The 19,527-nt window shown below is 49.6% G+C and carries 17 protein-coding genes; 7 read left to right on the forward strand and 10 right to left on the reverse strand.

Translation table 11 applies throughout. The annotated features are described in order from the left end of the window. Window positions 1-8: 8 nt before the first annotated feature. From B0F88_RS11205 to rnd, 7 genes are all read right to left on the reverse strand, one after another. Complete coding sequence (locus B0F88_RS11205) at window positions 9-569, reverse strand: amino acid kinase family protein (protein WP_104424020.1); 561 nt, start codon at window positions 567-569, stop codon at window positions 9-11. 17 nt (window positions 570-586) lie between these two features. Continuing rightward, the gene (gene pabB, locus B0F88_RS11210; protein WP_104424021.1) at window positions 587-1,975 is read right to left on the reverse strand and encodes an aminodeoxychorismate synthase component I; all 1,389 of its coding nucleotides are present in this window, start codon (window positions 1,973-1,975) and stop codon (window positions 587-589) included. Window positions 1,976-2,080: 105 nt separating this feature from the next. Beyond that, window positions 2,081-3,091: a YVTN family beta-propeller repeat protein gene (locus B0F88_RS11215; protein WP_104424022.1), complete on the reverse strand. Its 1,011-nt coding sequence runs from the start codon at window positions 3,089-3,091 to the stop codon at window positions 2,081-2,083. 10 nt (window positions 3,092-3,101) lie between these two features. Further along, window positions 3,102-3,665 carry an SRPBCC family protein gene (locus B0F88_RS11220; RefSeq protein ID WP_104424023.1) on the reverse strand — a complete coding sequence of 188 codons (564 nt, stop codon included), beginning with the start codon at window positions 3,663-3,665 and terminating at the stop codon, window positions 3,102-3,104. 280 nt (window positions 3,666-3,945) lie between these two features. Continuing rightward, window positions 3,946-4,650 (reverse strand): OmpA family protein, encoded by a 705-nt coding sequence (locus B0F88_RS11225; protein ID WP_104424024.1) that lies wholly within the window; start codon window positions 4,648-4,650, stop codon window positions 3,946-3,948. Between the two features lie 78 nt (window positions 4,651-4,728). Then, a complete protein-coding gene (locus B0F88_RS11230) occupies window positions 4,729-5,133 on the reverse strand; it encodes an exosortase system-associated protein, TIGR04073 family (protein WP_104424025.1) in 405 nt (134 codons plus the stop codon). Window positions 5,134-5,335: 202 nt separating this feature from the next. After that, window positions 5,336-6,502 (reverse strand): ribonuclease D, encoded by a 1,167-nt coding sequence (rnd, locus tag B0F88_RS11235; protein WP_104424026.1) that lies wholly within the window; start codon window positions 6,500-6,502, stop codon window positions 5,336-5,338. Window positions 6,503-6,609: 107 nt separating this feature from the next. Here rnd and B0F88_RS11240 point away from each other — a divergent pair, with 107 nt between their 5' ends. Beyond that, entirely contained in the window at window positions 6,610-7,257 is a 648-nt protein-coding gene (locus B0F88_RS11240; protein WP_104424027.1) for an MBL fold metallo-hydrolase, read from the forward strand. 73 nt (window positions 7,258-7,330) lie between these two features. On the opposite strand, the gene B0F88_RS11245 is transcribed toward B0F88_RS11240, so the two are convergent. The 3 genes from B0F88_RS11245 to lptD are packed head-to-tail and all read right to left on the reverse strand — an operon-like array spanning window position 7,331 to window position 11,862. Continuing rightward, entirely contained in the window at window positions 7,331-7,717 is a 387-nt protein-coding gene (locus B0F88_RS11245; protein ID WP_104424028.1) for a DbpA RNA binding domain-containing protein, read from the reverse strand. A gap of 40 nt (window positions 7,718-7,757) precedes the next feature. Further along, window positions 7,758-9,062: a peptidylprolyl isomerase gene (locus tag B0F88_RS11250; RefSeq protein WP_104424029.1), complete on the reverse strand. Its 1,305-nt coding sequence runs from the start codon at window positions 9,060-9,062 to the stop codon at window positions 7,758-7,760. Next, window positions 9,055-11,862 (reverse strand): LPS-assembly protein LptD, encoded by a 2,808-nt coding sequence (gene lptD / locus B0F88_RS11255; protein ID WP_258076634.1) that lies wholly within the window; start codon window positions 11,860-11,862, stop codon window positions 9,055-9,057. Before lptD ends, B0F88_RS11250 begins: the two co-directional genes overlap by 8 nt. A 266-nt stretch (window positions 11,863-12,128) precedes the next feature. On the opposite strand from lptD, the gene B0F88_RS11260 reads away from it, so the two are divergent. The 6 genes from B0F88_RS11260 (at window position 12,129) to B0F88_RS11285 (ending at window position 19,278) form a co-directional block, all read left to right on the forward strand. Continuing rightward, a complete protein-coding gene (locus B0F88_RS11260) occupies window positions 12,129-13,175 on the forward strand; it encodes an aminoglycoside phosphotransferase family protein (protein WP_258076635.1) in 1,047 nt (348 codons plus the stop codon). Further along, a complete protein-coding gene (murU, locus tag B0F88_RS11265) occupies window positions 13,172-13,843 on the forward strand; it encodes an N-acetylmuramate alpha-1-phosphate uridylyltransferase MurU (protein ID WP_104424032.1) in 672 nt (223 codons plus the stop codon). Before B0F88_RS11260 ends, murU begins: the two co-directional genes overlap by 4 nt. A 5-nt stretch (window positions 13,844-13,848) precedes the next feature. Continuing rightward, window positions 13,849-14,058, forward strand: coding sequence for a dodecin (locus B0F88_RS11270; RefSeq protein WP_104424033.1), 210 nt, complete (start codon window positions 13,849-13,851; stop codon window positions 14,056-14,058). Window positions 14,059-14,070: 12 nt separating this feature from the next. Continuing rightward, window positions 14,071-14,694: an adenylyl-sulfate kinase gene (cysC, locus tag B0F88_RS11275; protein WP_104424034.1), complete on the forward strand. Its 624-nt coding sequence runs from the start codon at window positions 14,071-14,073 to the stop codon at window positions 14,692-14,694. 3 nt (window positions 14,695-14,697) lie between these two features. Beyond that, window positions 14,698-15,654: an acetyltransferase gene (locus tag B0F88_RS11280; protein ID WP_104424035.1), complete on the forward strand. Its 957-nt coding sequence runs from the start codon at window positions 14,698-14,700 to the stop codon at window positions 15,652-15,654. Between the two features lie 165 nt (window positions 15,655-15,819). Beyond that, complete coding sequence (locus tag B0F88_RS11285; RefSeq protein WP_104424036.1) at window positions 15,820-19,278, forward strand: hypothetical protein; 3,459 nt, start codon at window positions 15,820-15,822, stop codon at window positions 19,276-19,278. Window positions 19,279-19,527 lie beyond the last annotated feature (249 nt).

Below are 19,527 nucleotides of genomic sequence, written 5' to 3' on the forward strand. Positions count from 1 at the left end.
GAGACGGCTTATTCAATCCAGCTTTGGACATTAATAATGCGTGTCGTAAAAGCGGCTTGCGCGACAAAATCGCAAAAGGCTTTATCGACTATCTGTTGTTCGGCGAGTTGTTGCAGGCTAAGGCCAGCATCAATAGCGGCTGACTTTATCAGGACAAGCTCGGTTGCCGAAAGCGCCCCAGCCAACCACGCCGCCAGGCTGTCCGAGGTTATATCCCAGCTTGGCTGCATGCCCGCATTATCGAGCTCAATAATATCCGGCGACCAAATGACGGTTTTTTGCCGGTTTAACTGTTGTTGAATCGCCGAAACGGTATGGGCAATAGCAAAACCGGGTTTAAGCCCTTTGAACAACAAGGCCATTTGCTGCATGGCCAACAGAGCCATGCGGTGCGCGGTGGTATCGTCGAATTGCCAGTGCTGCTGCGCGAGCCTGACTTGATCGGCAAACGCGCCGCCGCCGGGAACAATGACCGCCGCCCTGTCCTGGTAGTTTTTCTCCACCGCATCCAGGCAATCGACAAGGGCATCGGAGCGGGACAGGCTGCCGCCCAGTTTGATAATAATCATGTCATGTCAGCGGCGCATTACCTGACCGTAAAACGCTGCAATAAATCTAGCATGGCCGCCGCCTTGTCAAAACTCTCCTGGTATTCTTCTTCGGCTACGGAATCGTTGACGATACCGCCGCCCGCCCAGAAACGGATGGTGTTTTCCGAATGCACCAATGTCCTGATTGCAATATTGGTGTCCATGTTGCCGTTGAAACCGATGTAACCGATAGCGCCGCAATAAACGCCGCGCCGGTTGGGCTCGAGTTCCTCGATGATTTCCATGGCCCTGATCTTGGGTGCGCCGGTAATCGACCCGCCCGGAAAGCAGCTTTTTAATAAATCCAGCGCGTGCCGGTTATCCGCCAGCAGGCCTGTTACGGTGCTGACCAGATGGTGTACGGTGGCATAGCTTTCGACATCGAATAACTTCGGCACTTTGACCGAACCGCTCTTGCAGGTTTTACTGATGTCATTGCGCAGCAAGTCGACGATCATCAGGTTTTCCGCCCGGTCTTTGTTGCTGGCTTCCAGGTTTTTTATCTGCTGCTGGTCTTCCGCATAATCGGATTTTCTCGGCCGTGTTCCTTTAATGGGTTTGGTCTCGACCACGCCATCGGTCAGTTTCAAAAAACGCTCCGGGGATGAGCTTAAAATCTGCACTTCGGGCAGATTAAGATAGCAACTGAACGGGGCGGCGTTTAATTTCCGTAAGGTTTGATAGGCCGTCCACGGATCGCCCTCGCAACCTGCGACAAACCGTTGCGTCAGATTCACCTGATAACAGTCGCCTTCCTTAAGGTAATGCTTGATCCGGTTAAAGGCGCGAACATAGGCGTCCTTGTCCATATTGGACTTAATCTCGCCGACAACCTTAAACTCATGATCATCCTGTCTTGCCGGTAATTGGCTGAATTGCTTGATTAAGGACTGCCGCTTTTGCGGATCGCATTGGCCGACCCAGTAACTTTTCTGCCGATGATGATCGACGATAACCGCCCACTCGTAGATTCCCACCGCCATTTCGGCAATATACTCTTCATCTTGGGCAGTTGTCGGCAAGACTTCCAGCCGGCGGGCTAAATCATAGGAAAAATAGCCGATGGCGCCGCCGTTGAAGGGTAAATCATCCAGGCCTGTTTCCAGCTTAACGTTTGAAAATGAACGAAGCTGCTGTTTAACCAAATCGAACGGGTTCTCAGTTGATTTTAGAGTTATGCCATTGCAGGTAATCTCGGTCATCTCGCCGTGTGTAACCAGGGTGCATACCGGATCAGCCGCAATAATATCGTATCGCCCCTGATTGCTATGGGGAAAACCGCTATCCAAAAAAACAGCCCAAGCCTTGTCTGCACAAATGGAAAACAGCTCTGCACTGTCGGAAAAATAAGGAAGAGAGACGATAAGTTGATTCGGTGACGGCATTTAAAGGGCTAATCTGATTGAGGAGTGATTGTAATGCGTGTTGTATCGGGACTGTTTAAAGGCCGGTAGAAGACGAGACTTTTTGAGCCCCATCTTCTACAGCAATCATTTGCTTATAAACTGCCCAAATGCACGACTGCCTTCGCCGGTTGTAATGGTATCAATCACTTTCAAGGTTCTGGCGTCGATCACCGAAACATTGCCGTCAAACCAGTTAGCGACGTAGACATGCCGGTCATCGGGATGGGTACTGACGCCTTCGGGCTTTTCGCCCACCTTAATCAGGGCGATTTCCTTTAAGGTTTCCGTATCGATAACGGAAACCGAACCGTCATCCTGATTGGTCACCAACAGTCGGCTGTCATTAAGCGCCAGCGCCGTTGCATAAGGCAGCATGTTGACTTTTACGGTGGCAATAGGCTTCATCCTGGCTGTTTCCACAACCGTCACATCATCGCTTTGTACATTGGCGACATAAATGCGTTCGCCTCTGGCATCGATGGTGAGTCCAAACGGATGCGTCCCAACCTGCGCGGTTCTTTTAACGTCCAAGGTCTTCAAATCGATCTGGGAAACCGAATTACTGATCCGGTTGGCGACATAGAGCCAGCGGTTATCGGGACTGACAACCAAGCCTGACGGTGATTCGCCGACGGCTATCGTACTCAGTATTTGCAGACTGTTCGCATCGATAACCGAAACGGTATTCTTATACCAATCCGCCACATAAATCCGCTTGCTATCGGGGCCTACAGCAATACCCAGGGTGCCGTCATTGACCGCAACAGTGGCGATGACTTCGCGTTTTGTTGTGTCGACAACGGCAAAGCCTTTGGCTTCCGGCGTACTGACATAACAATGCTTGCCGTCAGGAGCAACCGCAATTCCTGCCGGCTTGCCGGGAACGGCAATCGTATCGACCACTCGGGCCGTTGCCGTATCGATAACAGATACGCTGTCGGCCAATTGGTTGCTGATGTAGGCAAAAGGCTGGGCTGCCAGCGGCGTAGATAAAAAGGCTGTAGCGATGTAAATCGCTACAGCCTTATTGCCAAGGATGGTGTGTATGCCACTAGCCAGCCGGGAGCTGGCGTGGCGATAGTTCACAGGGAACACTCGCTAAACCTTACTTTTCAGCCAATTTTTTCAAGTTAATCAATCCTGTTTCCAACATAGCTTTCACTGCTGTGTTAGCGGCTTCTTCGTTCATTTCTTCCGGCGGGTTGTTGTTCATGTAGGCACGGTAGTAACCGGCTTTCCAGATAACCTCGGTGCTGCCGCCTTTATCGGCCAATTCGATGCTCGCTGCGTAATCATTTACCGGTAACGCTGGAACTTTTTCTTCAGCACCGGCATGAGTGATCGATTTAGATGAACTCATTTCAGTGATTTTGTATGCATAAGACATTTTCGCGTCGTCATGCTTTTTTAATTCTTCCGTAATCGTGCCGCCGTCTTTTAAGGTCAAAACACGAATCGCGCCTTTTGTATTGTCGCCCTTAACGGTTGTGTTAAAAACTTCAGGATGCCAGGACATATCGCCATAATTTTTAATAATAGCCCAGACTTTTTCAGCGGGTGCATTGATGGTGATTTTCTCTTCGGCTTTTTGACGCACAGGGCCATGAGCGCTGACCATTGAGCTAAAAAAGAACAGCAAAACTGAAACAAATAAAGTGATTTTCTTCATATTAACTTACCTTATGGGAACATTAAAAACTAAAACTCGCATTATATGACAACCAAGCGCCGCAAGCATCAGCTTAGCGTGTTAAAAACGCAATATTAAGGAAACAGTCCTGACAAAACTCAGTCTCGCTTTTTATTACCGCGCTGTTGCTGTGTGCTGTTATTAACGACTAGAGCCAAAGGTGACTATTCAATAGAACAAGGGGATAAAAGCTGAACTTTATAAATAAAGTGTACTCCCCTGCAGTCATTGCGAGACTACAGGGGAGCTGTGATGGTGATTATTTCAAATTAGAACAATCGGCATAAGTAGGATGCACGGTAACCATGGATACTGTCCGATGACTCTGGTCGCGTACATTGTCAGGCCCATGAGCTTCACCTAACATTTTTATATTCAATTGTTCCAACTTGGCGCCATGCTTGATCAGCTGATCCCTGACATAGGCGGCTCTTCTTTCCGATAGATGTTGATTACTTGCAGCACTACCAACCGTATCAGTATAAGCGTTTACTTCGGCGGTAACTTCGGGATGCGTTTCCAGATATGATCCTAAGATAGCAATTTCATGCTCATCAGATTTATAAGGTACCGCACTGCCATCTGCGAAAAATACGGCGGAATATTGGGCTGAAACCGATCCATCCTTAAGATGATTTTGACTATGAACCTGCGTTAACCACTGGCACATCTCTTTTTCCGACGCGAGCCGGTGTTCCGCAGCTTCACGAGCCGCATCCAGGGCTTTTTGCCGGTCATTGATATTCCAGTAATGATCTTTTTTCCAGTGAGCTAAAGCTTCGTCGGCCTCTTCGAGTTTTTCCTCGGCTATCTCCTCATGCATGATAGCTTGGCGGTAATGACCGGCATTAGCGGCATCAATTCCCGCAGTTAGCGCCGGAATATCTTTCTGTGCTGGCGCACTGCAAGCGGCAAGAGCTGCGACTAATACGGCGAACGGCACGTAAATACATTGTTTGTTCATAACTTTATCCTTTTTCAATCCTAATCACACGTCACCTTCTCGCGAATCGACGCACGATTATATTTAATGGGTCAATGGTTATTCGCCGTCATCTAACGGTCCGTAGGTAGTCCAGTATCCCGGCACATGAAGACCAAAATAACGGCTATCTTCACTAAACCGGTTCCATACATAAGGCGGAGTAATAAAATCATCTGAAGGGATAGGTGCAGTAATCAATTCCACTACACCCACAGTCGTCCGGTTGACAGTCTCTATGACGCCACGCAACAACCCCCATGTTATTCCGACGAAAACATTTTGATCGTGACTGATATTGATAATGTTTTTCGGTATCTCGACAACACCAGTCGTTGTATTAGCTAGTCCCTGACCTATTTTAGAGCCCACGCCGGATAGATAACTCTCATCCGCATAAGCCGCTCCTGTTGACAATAATGCGCTGCAAAGTACACAGGCAGTGAAGAGGTTTTTCTTATTCATTATTGATTCCTCATGAAATGTTTAGTCCACAGGGTTTTTATAACCTTAACCGATCCGGTCATAAATCTACCCCAAAAAGGCTGGCAAGGGGATCAAAACTTAAAATTCCCTTAAGGCAACGGTATCCCAACAGTTTTGTAATGTCAAATATCCACACAGAATATGTGGACCAGTAATTAAAACCAATTGGATAGGAATTAACCTATGCCAAAGATTTGCCTTCAATAATAGCCAGCCTGTCAGACTCTATCCCTAATAACAACTCGCCTTTTAACAAACCTACCAATTCCCTACCGGCCATTTTGAAGCGCCAGCCGTGCAAAAGCGGACATTCATCATCGTCATTGAACAGCAACACTTCCAGGTCTTTGCGCGTTGCAAGAATAACCGGATTTAACGAATTTTCTTCGGCGCGTATTCTGACCAGCGCCGTTAAAATATCCAATATCGCTTCTTGTTGCTGAGTTTTTTTAGCAGGCCGGCCTTTTTCATTTAGGGGTATAGGGGGGCGATTCTTGGCCGCAGTGATGAGTTGACACAGTTCTGTACCATAACGGTTGACCACGCGTTCATTGATGCCCCGAACATTGGCCAAGTCGCCAACGGCTTCCGGTTGCAGCTTGGCCATATCGAACAGCAACTCATCGCGCAACAGCCAGCTCTTGGGACGATCTTCAGACTGCGCGGTTTTTTCCCGCCATTCGGCCAACGCTTGAACTATTGATAATTGCCTGCCGGTCAGTTTATTTTTGCCTTTAATTTTCAACCAGGCTTTCTCGGGCTTTACCTCATACAAATTCGGATTTTCCAGCTCAGCAAAGTCCCGCTCCAACCAATCAGTACGTCCCAGTTCGGCTAATTTCTGCAACATCATTTGATAAATCTTGCATAAATAAATCACATCATCCGCAGCGTATTGAATTTCCGCAGCTATCAGCGGCCGTTTGGTCCAATCGGCTCGGGTATGCGCCTTGTTTAAATTCACGTTCAACAGGCTCGAGACCAGCATCGCGTAGCCTGGATTCTCCTGAAAACCCAGCAACGGTGCAGCTATTTGGGTGTCGAATAGCGGCGCAGGTATCCTCCCGGTCAATTGATAAAATATCTCCAAATCCTGTCGGCAGGAATGAAATACTTTTACGATGGAGGGGCTGTATATGACTTCAAAAAGGATGTCCAACGACGGTAATGCTATAGGGTCAACGCACGCCACCCATTCCGGTGTCGCTATTTGCAGCAGGCAAAATTTCGGATAATAGGTTTTTTCGCGCAAAAACTCTGTATCAAGAGCCAACCAGGGCTCTTTTTTAATCTGTTCACACAGCTTAACCAGCTGATCAGGGGTATTGATATATTGTATGTTTGTCATAGTGTTAAACGAGCAGTCAGTAACGCACCGTAAAAATCATGCCTTTCACGGTTAATGGTGGTTTTTCATTTTAGTGATAAGATTTGTTTCTTTGTCTTCACTTACCTATGCGATTTTGTATTATTCCGGTTACCGCTTATCAGCAGAACTGTTCCTTGCTGATTTGCGAGCAGTCTCATAAAGCGGCCATCGTTGATCCCGGCGGTGATATTGATATGATTCTAAAAATCATTAACAGGGAAAATGTATTACCCGAATCGATCTTAATCACTCACGGCCACCTTGATCATATCGGTGCCGCTGCTGAACTGGCGGCTTTGCTTTCCATCCCCGTCATAGGGCCTCATCAAGACGACCAATTCTGGATTGACGCCATTCCCGAACAATGCCGGACTTTTCGCTTCCCGGCCTGTGATTCATTTACACCGTCCCGCTGGTTAAGTCAGGGTGATATTGTCAAGGTTGGCGAAGAGATACTGGACGTTTTTCACTGCCCTGGACATACACCGGGACATGTGGTTTTTGTTCACCGCAACACAAAACTGGCTATAGTCGGCGATGTGTTATTTAAAGGCTCAATCGGTCGAACCGATTTACCGAAAGGAGATTTCAATACCTTGATTAATTCAATCAAAAATAATCTATGGCCCTTGGGTAAAGAGTTTTCTTTTATTCCCGGTCACGGCCCGATGTCTACTTTTGGGGAAGAAATGCGCAGCAACCCTTTCGTCGGCAACGCCTCCCTCATCGACTGAAGCGCCTTGCCTCTGTCTCCTTCGTAGCCGGCGGAATTTAACGCTATCTCTAGTCGATCAGATTAACGCCAATTTATTCAGCTCCGCCATTATCAGCTTGGGGAGTACGCGGTTTCCCCCTCCGCCCCCGGTAGTTGCCGCGTTTTTTATGACGTGCTTTTATCCGTTTTATATCCAGCTTATGCTGATTGATTTCCACTGCTTTTAAATGCTGGAATATATCCGGCGGCATTTCATCAGGCAACTCAACCAGCGTGTAATCACCTTGAATATTAATATTGTTGATATTGTTTTTGTCGACCCCGGACTCCTCAATCAACACCTTCTTAAGCTCTTCCGGGGTAATCTGATGTTTACATCCGACATCCAAACGATAGCGCACCATTTTAATGCCCGGTTGGGTTGCGGCAGCATTTATTAGCCCCTTATCCGCATCATCCTTTTTATTTTTGCCGTTCATCCCAATTCCGATCTTGAAGCGCTAACCGCACAACACTGTTTCAAAGCCTGTCTTGATAGATTTCCACAAAAGCCTCATCGCGCAATCTGCGCACCCAAAGCTCTGTTTCTTCCTCAATTTTCCGTTTGCGGATAGCATCTCTGACCAGGTTCTTTTTGAACTCATCACTATCATCCTTATTTTCCCGGCCTAAAACCTGAATCATGTGCCAACCGAACTGCGTTTGTACAGGATCGCTAACCTCGTTAATGCCGAGTTTTGCCATCGCGTCTTCAAACGGCTTAACCAAATCCCCCGGCCCCACCCAATCCAATGAACCGCCTTTTAATGCAGAACCTTTATCGTCTGAATGCGCCCGTGCCAAAGCAGCAAAATCATCGCCATCGGCAATACGGGTTTTTAATGCCAGCAAACGTTTTCTTGCTTCGGCATCGTCAACCAATTCATTGGTTTTAATTAAAATATGTCGAACCTTGGTTTTGATGATCATATGATTGTCCGTGCCTTTTAGCTCTAGTACTTTAATGATATGAAAACCGCTCGGACTGCGTATCGGCTCAGACACATCGCCCTGCTTCATCTGACTGACCTCATTAACAAACAGGGTTGGTATTTCACTCTCGGTACGCCAACCCAAATCGCCCCCCTTCAGGGCATTAGCGTCATCGGACTCACTGATCGCTGTTTGACTAAAGTCTTGTCCTCCCCGCAAGCTCCCGACAATATCTTCGGCCCTGCTCATCGCTCGCTGTATCTCTGCCGATAACGCACCTTCCTTAACCGCAATCAATATATGTCCCAGATGGTATTGGGTGGCCGCTTCGCCTATTTTATCCTGGGTTTCCATATAATGTTCGACCTCACGGTCGGTAACCTTAATACGTCCGCCTATCTCTCTACTACGCAATTGATTAATGACGATTTCATTGCGGATACTATCCAAAAAGCTTTGATAGCTCATGCCCTGGCTTTCCAGCTCTGTCCTGAATTGATCCAGCTCCATGTTGTTTCTTCGGGCTATATCGGCCGCCGAGCTGTTGAGCATTTCTTCGCTGACAGTAATCCCCGCTTTTTCCGCTAATTGCCGCTGGAGTTTATCGATAATCATTTTTTCCAGCACTTGTTTGCGCAGCACATACGCGGGCGGGAGCGTGGCGTTACCTTGCTGCATTCTTTGTTCAATGACGGCCACTTCCTTTTGTAACTCTCCTTCAAGAATAACGTCATCTTCAACCACAGCGATAATGGTATCAAGAACTTCGGCATGCACTGGAAAACTGCCGAACAGTAGATTGCATAACAGCGCCGCTATAATGGCTATTTTGATATTTTCTTGTTTAATCATTTTTCGGTGCCTGATAACCATAAATTTGCTGCTGAAAAAACTCCTCCAGTTTTGTCCCGATACCGGTCAATCCTTTTAGTTCAATCTGAAAAAACACACCCGTCTGGGGTATGCCCGTCACATTGAGGGCAATTGGCGCGTTCGGATTATTTGGGTCTGAATTAATACCGATACCACTAATCCAGCGCCGTCCAATAACACGGAAACGCCAACAACAATTTTCTTTTTCCGCGCCAATAAAACTTTCCTGAGTGTTATTGTTCAGCAATGAATAACTCCAACGTCCAACAGCAGACCAATCGTTATAAATCGGCCAGTGGAAGGAAACGTCACTATTAACAATGTCATAAGGCCTTAATCCTGAAGCATCTGGATAAGTTGTATTTTTCCTGTAACGATAACCGAGATTAATAATCTCACCAGGCTCATTCTGGTAATGTATCCCGAGGTTCTGCCTGACAACCCGATTCAGATGAGGATTCCATTGCGCCCCTGAGCTAACCGATAAATGATCTGTCAATTCAAAGTTGAGATCAGTCACCAGATTCGAGAACCTATCGGTATCCGGGAAATAGCCTGGCAAAGATTCCTGATAGCCCGGCAAATTAACCTTCCTATCCTGAAAATAAGCAATCTGACCCACACTGAGCTTTAACTTTTCTCGACCGGATTTAGTATCGACCAGACGCGTTGTTAAGGCCGCCGTTAGCTGGTTAGCATCCTGCACCCTATCCCCGCCGCTAAAGCGGTTTTCCAAAAACATGCTGTTAAATGAAAAATCAGTTAACCCGGTATCGAAAACGGGGATACCACTCTGATCAGTCCTGGGGATATACAAATAAAACAATCTGGGTTCAAGCGTATGCAGATAAGATCTATTAGAAAAGTTCACGTCCTTTTCTAAATACAGGCCGCTATCTGTAGAAAAAATCGGCATAGTTCTTGACATGCTGCTCGGAGCTAATGCAGCACTGTCTTTTGGGTTACTTAACGAATATTGGGTATGCTGCAAGGAGAGCTTGGGTATTAAAAACGCACTGGCAGTTTGCAACGGAAAACTGACTGACGGCCTAACACCGGCCCGCTGACCGTTCAGCAATGTGCTATGTTGAAAATATACATATTCCGTATCCATCGCCGTATTCAACGGCATAAAATCGAATGCATGATTCAAATTCAAATTAACTCGCGGCAGCGTCCGATACGGTAATCCCGCATCGTTTATCGCTTGGTCAATCGATTCATAACTGGTCGCAGTGCCTCTTAATGAAACGCCTGTGTTTGCATAATTCAGACTACCTTGACTTACAAGATAGCTGTTGTAAGTGGACATACTCAACGCATTGCCCAAATCGATAAAATAATTTTTATCCGACACCTTGTTTAAATTCAGGTTTGAACTGATATGAGGTGTAAATTGGCTGGCATCCTTAAATCCTACCAAATAACGGGATGTATTGAGTAGACTGTCACGGGGCATATATTCCAGATCCACATTCCCTTTTGACATTTCCGTCAGATAGCGGAATTCCCCACCCAATAAAGCGCCCCTATTTGAAAGATACCGGGGCCGTATAGTTGCATCATAATTAGGCGCTATATTCCAGTAATAAGGCATTTCCAGCCTCAAACCGCCTCGTTGCGTATTGCCGAATGAAGGCGCAAGAAAACCGGAAAGCCGTCTGTCATCAATCGGAAACGACATATAAGGCGAATAAAACACAGGCGTGCCTTTAAACTCAACCCAGGTATTTTTAGCGGCGCCTTGCCCGGTCACTTTATTCATCTTCAACTCACTCGCATGCACGACCCAGTCCTGATTGCCGGGGCGGCAGCTGGTATAAGCAACGCTTTTATATCTCGTCAGACTCTTGCTTTCCCGATAAATCGTTTTCGCCCGCCCCCTGAGCGGCGTAGCCGGAGAAATAAACAAGGCCTCCCTCAATTTGGCTTGATCGGCAGCCATGTCAAGGGATGCAGACTGGCTATGCAGAGCCAGTTCATCGTCGCTGTAATAGACATTACCCTCTAAATCCAATGCCTGAGAAACCGTGTCATAACTCGCTTTATGAGAAACCGAACTCTGATCCGCACGGGTCATTTCAACATTACCGACATAGCTGTAGATTTCGTTATCGAATATTTCCGCATAATCGGAATTAATATCCAGCGGCGATACGTCCCTCAAATCCTTTCCAGGCACAAAACTGGGCTTGGCGCCCGCGGGCGCCGCGCAGTTCTGCCAGGGATCATACTTCAATTGCGATTTAATGTTTTTAAACGTCTGCTCTTCGCCGTGGTCAAACGCCGGAGTCAGCAAACTGATGGCGGGCTCTGGTATTTCAACAATCCGCGCCTGCCCCTTGGGATCTTCGCCGACCAGCTTACAATCCCAGTTTTTGTCTCCCGACTTGGCGTCGCAGGTCCAGCCTGGACGGTTGGTTTCAGTTTGAAGCGATCTTTTTGGAGAACCGTCTGGCGACAAGGCGACTTGTTTAAGCTCTACATTAGCTTGTCGCGTGTCTTTGTCTGACTTGGTGCTGACCGGAAGTTTGGAAGCGGCAGCTTCCTGCTCAGTCTTTTTAACCGGGACCGGCTGTTGCTTGACGCCCCCCGGCTCTGCGACAACAGCCGGCGGAATATTCTCAATAGGCTCCGAACGAAACGGCTGTTTCTCTTTAACAGGCGTCTCCTTGGCAGTCTCTACGGGCTTGACATCCGTAGGCGCCGTTGCCCGCGCAGGTTCGGGTACGGAGCTTGCGGTTGGAGCGCTTGGCTTTACCGCGTCGGTTTTATCCACAGGCTTTTTTTCACCGACACAAACCCACTCATTGCTATCCTTGTTTTGCACACAATTCCAGAGTGCTTCACTAGCGATGCTGAAAGGCGCATAAATGGAAGGTAAAAAAAACAGTATTAAGCGGCGGCGCATAGATGGTATAAGTTCAGTAGCGTAATGGATCAAAAATCGAATAAAATGCCGGGCGCTAATTTTACCTTACTACCCCACCATTATACTAATCTATCCTAAACATCATGATGCCTGAAGACTTAAGAACAATGTTAATGTTCGACTGGCTTGAAAACGATTTGTTGCTCACCATCACCGCATGTGCGCCCGCTTCCAGCGATGCCAGTTTTCGACGTTACTTTAGAGTCCGGGTTTCAAATGACGGCATGGATGCAGGAGCCGTTAACAAACAGCAGTTTATCGTCATGGACGCTCCCCCAACCAAAGAAAACATTGAACCCTTCATTAGAATCGCCAAGCTGCTGGCGCAATCCCGGATCAACGTCCCGAACATTTTCCATCAAAACCTGACTGACGGATTTTTACTGCTGGAAGATTTCGGCAGCCAGTGTTTTCTGGACCGGCTTGATGCGGCCACTGCCGCCGACTTATATCAAACCGCTTTCGACAGCTTATTCAAACTGCAAACCCTGACACCGGTACAAAACGCAGGGCTGCCGCATTACGACGAGCCGCTGCTGCGCAGAGAACTGGCTATTTTTGACGAATGGTTTTTAGGCCAGTTATTGGATATTCAAATCCCCGCAGCGGTTTGGGAACCGGTCCGCGCCGTTCTTACAGCATCGGCTCTGGAGCAGCCCAGCACCTGCGTACATCGGGATTACCATTCCCGCAACCTGATGGTTTTAGACAGCGATTCGCCCGGCGTGATCGACTTTCAGGACGCAGTAATCGGCCCGATCACCTACGACCTGGTGTCATTATTACGCGATTGTTACATAGCCTGGTCTGAAGCCCAGGTTAAACAATGGCGGAATGGCTATTTTGAGCGTCTACGGCAGGCCGGGCTTGTTCACTGCGGCCCCGCCCAATTTAAACGCTGGTTTGACCTGATGGGGCTACAGCGCCACCTTAAAGCCATCGGCATTTTCTCCCGCCTGCATTTGAGAGACGGCAAGTCCAACTATCTTAACGACATACCGCGCACCCTGAACTATGTCACCGCCGTTTGCGCGACATACCCCGAGCTTGCCGAATTCAACGACTTCCTGCACGATCATGCGCTGCCTGCGCACGGCAAATGCTCAGCACCTGTGTTGAGCGCAGTCGAAGTACCTGTACTGAGCAAAGTCGAAGTATGAAAGCCATGATATTAGCGGCGGGGCGCGGCGAAAGAATGCGTCCGTTAACCGACCACACGCCCAAACCCTTGCTTCAAGCCGCCGGAAAACCGCTGATCGAACATACAATCACTCAACTGGTAGCCAACGGTTTTAACGATATAGTCATCAATCATGCCCATCTGGGACTGCAAATAGAAGACCGGCTGGGTAACGGCCATCAGTTTGGCGCAAACATAAGCTATTCACCGGAAGGCGAACATGCATTGGAAACGGCCGGCGGCATTATTAATGCGCTGCACTTATTAGGTGACGAGGCGTTTCTGGTGGTCAACGGCGATATAGCGACAGACTTTCCTTTTGCCGAACTCAAAAACCTGGCTGTCGATTTGGCCCACTTGGTTCTGGTCGATAATCCGGCGCATAATGCACAAGGCGACTTCGGCCTGGACAAGGACGGACTGCTCGTTTCCAGCAGCGCTGAACGATTCACCTTTAGCGGCATCGGACTGTATCGCCCGGAACTGTTCCACAACAGACCTAAAGGCCCCAGCAAGCTTGGGCCGTTATTACGCCGGGCCATGACAAGCGGCCGGGTTTCAGGACAGAAAACGGACGGCTTCTGGATGGACATAGGCACACCGGAGCGTTTGCAAGAACTGGACTTTTATTACACCCAACAAAGGTAAAGATCATGACTGACCACGTTTACAAAAAAATAGAACTGACCGGCTCTTCAACCATCGGCATGCAGCAAGCTATCGAAAACGCCATCGGCAAGGCGTCAAAAACCATCCACGACATGCGCTGGTTTGAAGTCGTCGAAACCCGCGGCCACATAGAAAACGGCAAAGTCGCACACTGGCAGGTCACCGTTAAAATCGGCTTTGCGCTGACTGAATAAACTCAATCGCCGATGAACAAGCAACCGGACAAAAGCCCCAATACCGTATGGCACCGTGCCACCGTCACCCGGCAACGCCGCGAACAAAAAAACGCGCATAAATCGGCAGTGCTCTGGTTTACCGGCCTGTCCGGTTCCGGCAAATCGACGCTGGCCCATGCGGTAGAGGAAGACTTGCATCAATACGGCTTAAACACGTTTGTTTTGGACGGCGACAATGTACGTCACGGCTTGTGCAGCGACCTCGGCTTTAGCGATAAAGACCGCAAGGAAAACATCCGCCGCATCAGCGAAACCGCCAAACTGCTGCTTGAAGCGGGCGTAATAACGCTGACCGCGTTCATTTCTCCGTTTAAAACGGAACGCGCCATAGCAAGAAGCCTGATGCCGGATGGCGATTTTATTGAAATCCACTGTTTTTGCCCGTTACCGGTTTGCGAACAACGCGATGTCAAAGGCCTGTATAAAAAAGCCCGGCTAGGTGAAATCAAGGAGTTCACCGGCATATCCTCGCCTTACGAAGAACCGGAAAATCCTGATTTAAGAATCGACACCAACCTGCTTACGCTCGAAGAAAGCGTACAGCAGGTCATATCACTGCTACGCGCTCGAAATATCCTGCCCGCAAAGGAATGAACCATGAACTTCGATGTCTTTAATGGCGATGCCGACGGCATTTGCGCCCTGATTCAACTACGCCTCGATCAACCGCTGTCAGCGAAGCTCGTCACCGGCATCAAGCGCGACATACAGTTACTGGATAAATTCAGCGTAAGCTCCGGCGATCGGATCACGGTACTGGATATTTCCCTGCAAAAAAACAGCGCGCGGGTTAACGAGTTTTTAAATCAGGGCGCACATATTTTTTATGTCGATCACCACCAACCCGGTGATATTCCGAAACATCCCCATTTAAAAGCGTTGATTAACACCGACAGCGCGGTCTGCACCAGCCTGTTGGTTAATCAGCACCTGAACGGCAAATACCCGTTGTGGGCCATAACCGCAGCTTTTGGCGACAATTTAAACCGCAGCGCCGAACAGCTGGCCGCAACCCTGAATCTCAACCCAACAGAACTCGAAACCCTGAGAGACCTGGGCATCTACATCAACTATAACGGTTACGGCAGCTGCATAGCCGACCTGCATTTCGCCCCGGACGCACTGTATCGGGAAATGGCGGAGTTCCAATCCCCTTTTGACTTCATCAGCGGCAACCATGACATCTTTACGCAACTGAAACAGGGCTACCAGGAAGACATGGCGAATGCCGAACTCATCACCCCGGAATACCAAAGCAACGCCGTCGCCGTCTTCATACTGCCGGACACCATCTGGGCAAGACGCGTTAACGGCGTTTTCGGGAATTCCCTGTCCAACCTTCACCCGGCCAGAGCCCATGCGGTCATCACCCATAACAGCGACAACAGCTATCAGGTCGGCGTCAGAGCGCCGCTATGCAACAAAACCGGCGCCGACGAGCTATGTTCAGCCTTTCCGAGCGGCGGAGGGCGCAAAGCCGCGGCGGGCATCAATCATTTGCCCGGCGATCAGCTGAGTATTTTCATCAAAAAGTTTGAGGATTTTTATTCCTGAGTAGCTGTTACAATGCGGGTAAAAGGCTTACTTTTTAAATTGAACACAACGGAACGCCGATAACGCGGATGAATAATTTTTAGCCTTGCTTAAACCGTTATCGCCGTTCTATTTTTGGCCACTGAATAATAACTACAATCTTAAAGACCGCCGGAATCGATACGCATGAACTCACTGACCGCCCCCTCCCACCCTGCCCCATCCCTCTCTGATCGACTGGAACAATTACAACATATCAACCTGCAACTTGCCGCGCTGGGCCAGCCGACTTGCGAAGTCGAAAACGACCCGCAATACCTCAAGATTGCCGGCGGTTTGTTAAAAAATTATTTCCAGCAACGCCGCCTGCTGGCGCTGGCCAAATACCGTTGCCCGGCCGACCAACGCATACAGGATTTTCTTAACAGTTACCTGGTTGAAAACGGCATAGCCGAAGCTGTCAACTTGCCGGGCGAAACCTTTGTACTGGAACAAAAAGGCCTGGCAAGGGAACTGTCCCTGCCCTTCCAGCATAACGAATTTCATTCGGCTTATATCGACTCTTACCGGATACAGCAAGGCGTGCTGCATAACCCGAAAAATGACCGCCGCACCACCAAAGGCGTGTTCCATATCGCCGCAGGCGGTCTTCCTGTTCCGGCCGATAAAAACGAAGTACCGGTGACGGCTTACGCGGCGCTGCTCCGCACTGCGCTGACGCCTCCTTCCGATCTTTTAAGCCTGCCGTTTACCGGCGGCCAAGCCAACGCCGCAAAACTCTGGGTATCGTCGCTGCTCAGACCTATCGTGAGCCCGGAAGTTTCCGCCGCCATGCCGGTCAAAACCATGGAAGTGCGGTTTTTTGCGCCCGGCGGACTGGTCGCCAACCTGGATTTTGTCGAATCGATTTTCGGCAACGCAGGCGACCCGTTCCTGCCCGAAAACGATGCCGCGCTGGACATTGAACACTGGACCGGACACACCGGCTGCATCATTCTTGCGCCGCACCTCGTTCATTGCCGGAAAAAGGATCTCGGCCTGCCGCATTTTGATGACGCGACCGAGCGCCAACGCAAAGACGGCATGTGCTGGCAAAACGCGGACGAGCTGTACAATAACGGCCAGCCCTTTAAGCTGGTGTGCCGCAACATGCAGGGGGTCATCGTCACCATCATCGCCGACAACTATTTCGGCTACAGCAAAAAGGAAATCAAGTCCCATATCAGCTACTCAGCCAACCTGTACGGCGGGGCTGAAGAAGAGCATTCGGGCGGCGCGCTGGCTTTCCCTAGGGTCATCCTCGGCGAAATCTTTTTGCCGCATACATCCTATATCGGCGAGCATTATTCTTTCGATAAAGTCTGCCGGCAACTGTCGTCGGTCATAGAGCCTCAAGACGAAGGCTATGCTGTCGACAAAAACTATCCCGACATCATTTATATCCCTAATTCGGCAAAGTTCGATATTCAACAGCAGCAAATCAGCTGGACGCATCACCGTAAACCGCAAACGCTTAAACTGCTGTTCGGCCAAACTTACGTTTATCCCAACGGCTTTAAAATCCACATGGAACGCCACCCTAATGCGCCCAGCTGGCGCTTGATCGGCACCCACCAGGAAGGCACTTTCTGCCACAAACCGAGCACCGTATCCGGGGGCGGCAAATCGGAGATTTCCAAATCGATTGCCGGAGCGATCATTTCCGGTCCTGTTTTTGTCGACGATTTCGATAAAGACATGGACATAGTCACCGCTATATTCAATCGCGATTATTCCACCCGCTTCCGCGATCCGGCCCTGCACGGCGTCGACCACCGACCCCTGCTCAGCAATGAACGCACCCTGGGCTCGGTGATCAAACTTTTGACGCCGTCCGAAACCCAATTTTCGGACGCCCACAACCAGTGGTTGGCAACCATACCCCAGCATATCCTGGCCGTGGCGTTGATGATCAAACGTTTTTACAAACAGGAATGGGGGCCAGACTGGAGGAAACATTTTTCCGTCGATATGGTCAACAGCTATCCCGGCAACGAACTGAAGTTTCAAGGCCGCAAACTGATCGCCAGTTACCTGCGCGTGGGCTTCGACGAAAAAGGCGCGTGGCGGGTATTCAAACTGCGGCAGGATTTTATCGCCTCGGCCAAGGTCCAGCTGGAAGACGATATTTCCGCGTCCACCGTGGTGCCGACGCGTTACCTAAGCGGGCTTAATCCCGATTATAAAAACCCCAGCGTCAAACTGGTCGAAAACTGCGAGCAAAGTTTTTTTCAGCGTCCAGACGATGCGATACACCGGGGCACCGATTTACAGACCGAACTGGATTTTTCGCGCACCGACAATTTTATCTCCAACTTCCAGCCGCTGACCGCCGAAGACGCGCGCGAGTTCCTCGAAGACGTGATCCACTTCGACGAATTCAGCGAGCCGATGCAAAACGTCATCCGTCAGGCGGTCAACGGCAAGGACGGCGAATACTTCGTCTCGTCGGCGCATCCCCGGCTGGTGGACGGAAAACCCAGCCAGAACGTCCGTTACCTGCAACTTCGCCCCGATATAGCCAACCCTAAAATGCGCTATATCGCGGAACTGTCCACCCGCCTGGCGCGGGGTCTTGACGCCGGCCAGACCGTTTATTTCCCGGTTAACGAAGTATTGACCGGACGACGCAACAACCCTGCCGACCTTGAGTCGGGCATCCGGCCGCTAGCGATCTATAACCCGATCCACTACCAGGAACTGCCTGAGCTGTTTATGGATTTCATTTGCAGCCTGACCGGAAAATCGCCGTCTACAACCGGCGCGGGTTCCGAAGGCGCGCTGACCAAAGGCCCGTTTAACGCCGTATCGGCCACCGCCGACCTGAACACCGCACTGGTTTCATTCATCCTGTGCGGCTACGACGGCTTTTCCACGGCCGCAGGTTTCATCGGTTCAAAACGCCGGATCGATCACGACATCAGCCTGCTGATTCCCGAGATCTGGTCGCGCCTGCCGGTCACCCAGCGCGATCCGCAGTACATGATCGAACAGGGACAGCTGGAGAAACTGGAAGATTTCGAATACGAAGGCCGCACGGTTTATCAAAGCCGGCTGGGCTATCGCATTACCGAAAAGTTTGTGCATACCAACTTCGGCAAAATGTTCGATTACCCGACTGCGGTATTCGACGAAGCCATGCTGAAACCGGAAACCCAGGACATGCCCAGCTATGTCGACGGCATCGACAATGTCTACGAAGCGCAGCAGCGGGTGGCGCAACAATACTTTCAGGACGGTTCCATCAGTGACGCCTGCCCGCCATTAAAAGCATTGCTGCACATCATGGCCGAAGGCCACTATACGGGCAAAACCGCCAGCGACCCGGCTATTCGGGCGATGTTCACCCGCGACAGCTTGCTGCAAAGCGACTGGTATCAACAGCGTCTTGAAATCAAACAGCAGCGCGAAAGCAAGCTTTGGCAACAACACAAAGCTTATATCCAGCAACAATTGGCGGCAACGGAACAGCACGACTCAGCCAACCGCGCCGAGTTAAACCAAAAACTCGAAGCGACCGAGCGCATGCTGGCGGAAATCAACGATCCGGCTTACCTGCAACAACTGCAAGGGACTTTAGGCGCGGATTGGGTGCATCATTCCTAGGACTGAAGCTTGTCGTTCCCACGCTCCGGCGTGGGAATGCAGTTCGGGACGCTTCACTAAACTTAGCCTAAAAAATCGCTGATAAACCCTGCAAAACAAATACGACACCAATACCCTGCTTACAGCTTAAATCGCGACCTCGATAGTTCCGCCAAATTCCGCAACCATTCCCAGACTGCGCTGTCGCCGGTGATAGACGCTAACCCGCCCAACAATATCGGCATATTCATGTTCCCTGTTGACTGAAAT

Source organism: Methylobacter tundripaludum (genome assembly GCF_002934365.1).
In the GTDB taxonomy this organism is placed as follows: Bacteria; Pseudomonadota; Gammaproteobacteria; order Methylococcales; family Methylomonadaceae; genus Methylobacter_A; species Methylobacter_A tundripaludum_A.

Coding starts and splice junctions, on each gene's coding strand:
- B0F88_RS11260 (WP_258076635.1), top strand. CDS start 12,129: ATGTTCGACTGGCTTGAAAACGATTTGTTGCTCACCATCACCGCATGT.
- B0F88_RS11225 (WP_104424024.1), bottom strand. CDS start 4,650: ATGAACAAACAATGTATTTACGTGCCGTTCGCCGTATTAGTCGCAGCT.
- pabB (WP_104424021.1), bottom strand. CDS start 1,975: ATGCCGTCACCGAATCAACTTATCGTCTCTCTTCCTTATTTTTCCGAC.
- B0F88_RS11205 (WP_104424020.1), bottom strand. CDS start 569: ATGATTATTATCAAACTGGGCGGCAGCCTGTCCCGCTCCGATGCCCTT.
- B0F88_RS11240 (WP_104424027.1), top strand. CDS start 6,610: ATGCGATTTTGTATTATTCCGGTTACCGCTTATCAGCAGAACTGTTCC.
- B0F88_RS11250 (WP_104424029.1), bottom strand. CDS start 9,062: ATGATTAAACAAGAAAATATCAAAATAGCCATTATAGCGGCGCTGTTA.
- B0F88_RS11270 (WP_104424033.1), top strand. CDS start 13,849: ATGACTGACCACGTTTACAAAAAAATAGAACTGACCGGCTCTTCAACC.
- B0F88_RS11280 (WP_104424035.1), top strand. CDS start 14,698: ATGAACTTCGATGTCTTTAATGGCGATGCCGACGGCATTTGCGCCCTG.
- murU (WP_104424032.1), top strand. CDS start 13,172: ATGAAAGCCATGATATTAGCGGCGGGGCGCGGCGAAAGAATGCGTCCG.
- B0F88_RS11230 (WP_104424025.1), bottom strand. CDS start 5,133: ATGAATAAGAAAAACCTCTTCACTGCCTGTGTACTTTGCAGCGCATTA.
- rnd (WP_104424026.1), bottom strand. CDS start 6,502: ATGACAAACATACAATATATCAATACCCCTGATCAGCTGGTTAAGCTG.
- cysC (WP_104424034.1), top strand. CDS start 14,071: ATGAACAAGCAACCGGACAAAAGCCCCAATACCGTATGGCACCGTGCC.
- B0F88_RS11220 (WP_104424023.1), bottom strand. CDS start 3,665: ATGAAGAAAATCACTTTATTTGTTTCAGTTTTGCTGTTCTTTTTTAGC.
- B0F88_RS11245 (WP_104424028.1), bottom strand. CDS start 7,717: ATGAACGGCAAAAATAAAAAGGATGATGCGGATAAGGGGCTAATAAAT.
- B0F88_RS11285 (WP_104424036.1), top strand. CDS start 15,820: ATGAACTCACTGACCGCCCCCTCCCACCCTGCCCCATCCCTCTCTGAT.